The organism is Streptosporangium sp. NPDC051023 (assembly GCF_040689595.1).
GTDB lineage: Bacteria > Actinomycetota > Actinomycetes > Streptosporangiales > Streptosporangiaceae > Streptosporangium.
Genome location: NZ_JBFBCE010000209.1, coordinates 1 through 2,368, shown reverse-complemented (window position 1 = coordinate 2,368; position 2,368 = coordinate 1). Strand labels below are relative to the sequence as shown.

General features: G+C 68.7%; 2 protein-coding genes and 1 pseudogene. 1 reads left to right on the top strand and 2 read right to left on the bottom strand.

The window, feature by feature from the left end; all coding sequences use genetic code 11:
• Window positions 1-197: 197 nt before the first annotated feature.
• Window positions 198-467 carry a hypothetical protein gene (locus tag AB0395_RS48075; protein ID WP_366295053.1) on the bottom strand — a complete coding sequence of 90 codons (270 nt, stop codon included), beginning with the start codon at window positions 465-467 and terminating at the stop codon, window positions 198-200.
• 94 nt (window positions 468-561) lie between these two features.
• Window positions 562-1,878 (bottom strand): helix-turn-helix transcriptional regulator, encoded by a 1,317-nt coding sequence (locus AB0395_RS48070; protein WP_366295051.1) that lies wholly within the window; start codon window positions 1,876-1,878, stop codon window positions 562-564.
• Window positions 1,879-2,093: 215 nt separating this feature from the next.
• Between AB0395_RS48070 and AB0395_RS48065 the strand changes: the two are divergent.
• Window positions 2,094-2,368: pseudogene (locus tag AB0395_RS48065) on the top strand (hypothetical protein); the annotation flags it as partial.

The following is a 2,368-nucleotide window of genomic DNA, read 5'->3' as shown; positions in this document are numbered from 1 at the left end:
TTGGTCCCGTCGCTACGAGACCATGGCTGCCTGCCGGGTCGGCTTCCAGGACGCCTATGAACATGGCGATTTCACTGGACTCGGTGCCTGTCGGCAGTACGAAGACCGGTACCGACCGCTCGGCTACTACTTCACCATGTACATCCCCTGAACCCGGTGGGCGTGCCCCGGCCACCAGTGCGGGGCGCGCTGCCCGGTCAGTCCTTGGCAGCCTTCTGTAGCGCCATCCAGGCGGCGTGCCTACCGTCCACCGTCACCCAGAACTGGTGGGCGTTGAGCGCCTCAAGGGCGACGAGCCGGGCTTCCCGCACCTCGGCCAGCTCCGCCCGCTGCTCGTCCGTCATGAACCCTTCCAGGATCTCCTGCGAGGACGGCAGAGCGTCGGTCACCTCTTGCACGCGGGCGTCAGCGGCGTAGTACGCGCGCTGAGCGGCGATCAGGTCGTCAGGGAACTCGTAGTCGGCCATGTCTCCCCCGGGGCGGTGCAGTGGTACCGGGCGATCCTATTGAACGGGCCCGAACAACCGAAAACGCCCCGCCGCTCTGACACACGCACACAGGTCAGCGGCTATAGCCGATGGTGGCGGCCAGAGTTTGCACACCAGGTACCCGAGGGTGCTGGTCGATCAGGGCCACCGCCATCGCGCGGATCGCCGGCCGGGTACGGACCTCGCCGAGAGACTCATGGCAGGCGCTCAGCAGAGCCGATGCGGTCTGTTCGGGTTTTCCCCATTGCCACCACGCCCGCGCCAGGTCGGTGTGCAAACGCCCACGCCGCTCAGGGGTAGGCAGCTGGCTAGGGTGCACGCCGCGCCCCGCGTGCAGAGCCGCCCCAGCGTCCCCCAGAGCCCAGTGCACGCCGATCTCATACAGGCTGACGTGCGCCGGGCTGACGGTGAAAGGCTGGCCGGACACTGCTCGTGAGGGAAGTCGGGCGGCGACCTGCGCAGCTTGCCCGATCATTTCCCGGGCGCGGTCGCGGTCTCCTACCTGAGCGGCGGTGTAGGCGCAGGTGCACAGCATCTGGGCGTAGGCGGCGGCATGGGCGGGGACATCGAGTCCTGCGACCTCCACGCGGTGCACAGCCTGCAATATGAGCTGATCCGCGATCGTGCGGCGGCCTTCGTGGCGCAGCACCATACTCAGGGAACGCGCCGAGGTGGCCATGCTGATCGGGGCTCCGGACAGATTCGCGAGCATGACGGCACGATCTGCGGTGATCCTGCTGGCCTCATGGCGGCCCATCTTGAGCAGTGTGTCGGTTGCCAGGTCGTAGCATGCGGCGGCCCGCGCGTAGGCGGTCGCCGTCGCGTGGGTCTCGGCCGCTTCTTGAGCCGAGGCGAGCAGGTCGGGCAGCCCGGCGACCAGCCGGGAGAGATCTCCGGTGTCGAAGCTGGCGCGGGCCCACGCCAGCCGAGAAGCGATCTGGTCCGGAACCGCAGGAGCGGAGGGGGTAGGCAGGACGGCCAGGGCGTCATCGAGTCTGGACAGCAGATCGGGGACGGCGGTCGCCGCGCCGGTCAGAGCGAGGTTGGTCAGGAGTTCACGTCGCCGCATCGGATCGCCACCGTCCTCGTCGTGATCGTCACAGGCCACGGTAATCGGCGACGCAGCCCGCGGGGAGGCTACAGCGAATGCGGCATGTCGCCCGTTGGCGTCCGAGGATAAGCCGAGAACCGCGGGCGGGATGCCCAGATGCTGGGCCAAGAGCTGCAGGATGGCGACGTTGGTGAGGGGCTGGTCGCCGGTCTCCAGCCGGGAGATCGTCGAAGCCGAGCAGCACAGCAGAGCCCCGAGCTGGCCTTGGGTCAGACCGCGGTCGCGGCGGACCAGGCGGACGACGGCGCCGAGGTCTCCGGCGGCTCGTGCCGCCATCATTGCCCGAGAGCTCCATACAGGATCACAGTCACCCATGCCCCCACCTGCCCTGTCGCACTCAGCGTAAGCGGATGGTCGCGGATGTCTACCGGGATTTGCGTTTTCCGCACACCGCATGCACGTCTCGGGCAGCGCCTTCTACCGCCACCTCGCGGCGCTCACCGTAGAAGCACGCCCCCAACAGGGAGCCGCAGGACCGACACTACGGAGGACCGATGACCGTCATCGTCGACCGCCCCACCGTCACCGACCCGCGCGCCCTCATCAACCCCGCACTGTTCGACCGGCTCGTCGCCCGGATCCGCGTCGACCACCCCGAGCACGCCGGCATCGCCGAGCCCATCATGGAGCAGGCACTGGCCTTCCTCGCCGCCTGCGCCGCCAACCCCGGCATCGGCCTCGGCCCGTCGGAACTGGTCGACATCGGCTGGCACACCTTCCTGATGTACACCGCCGACTACGCCGCCTTCTGCCAGCGCACCGCGGGCCG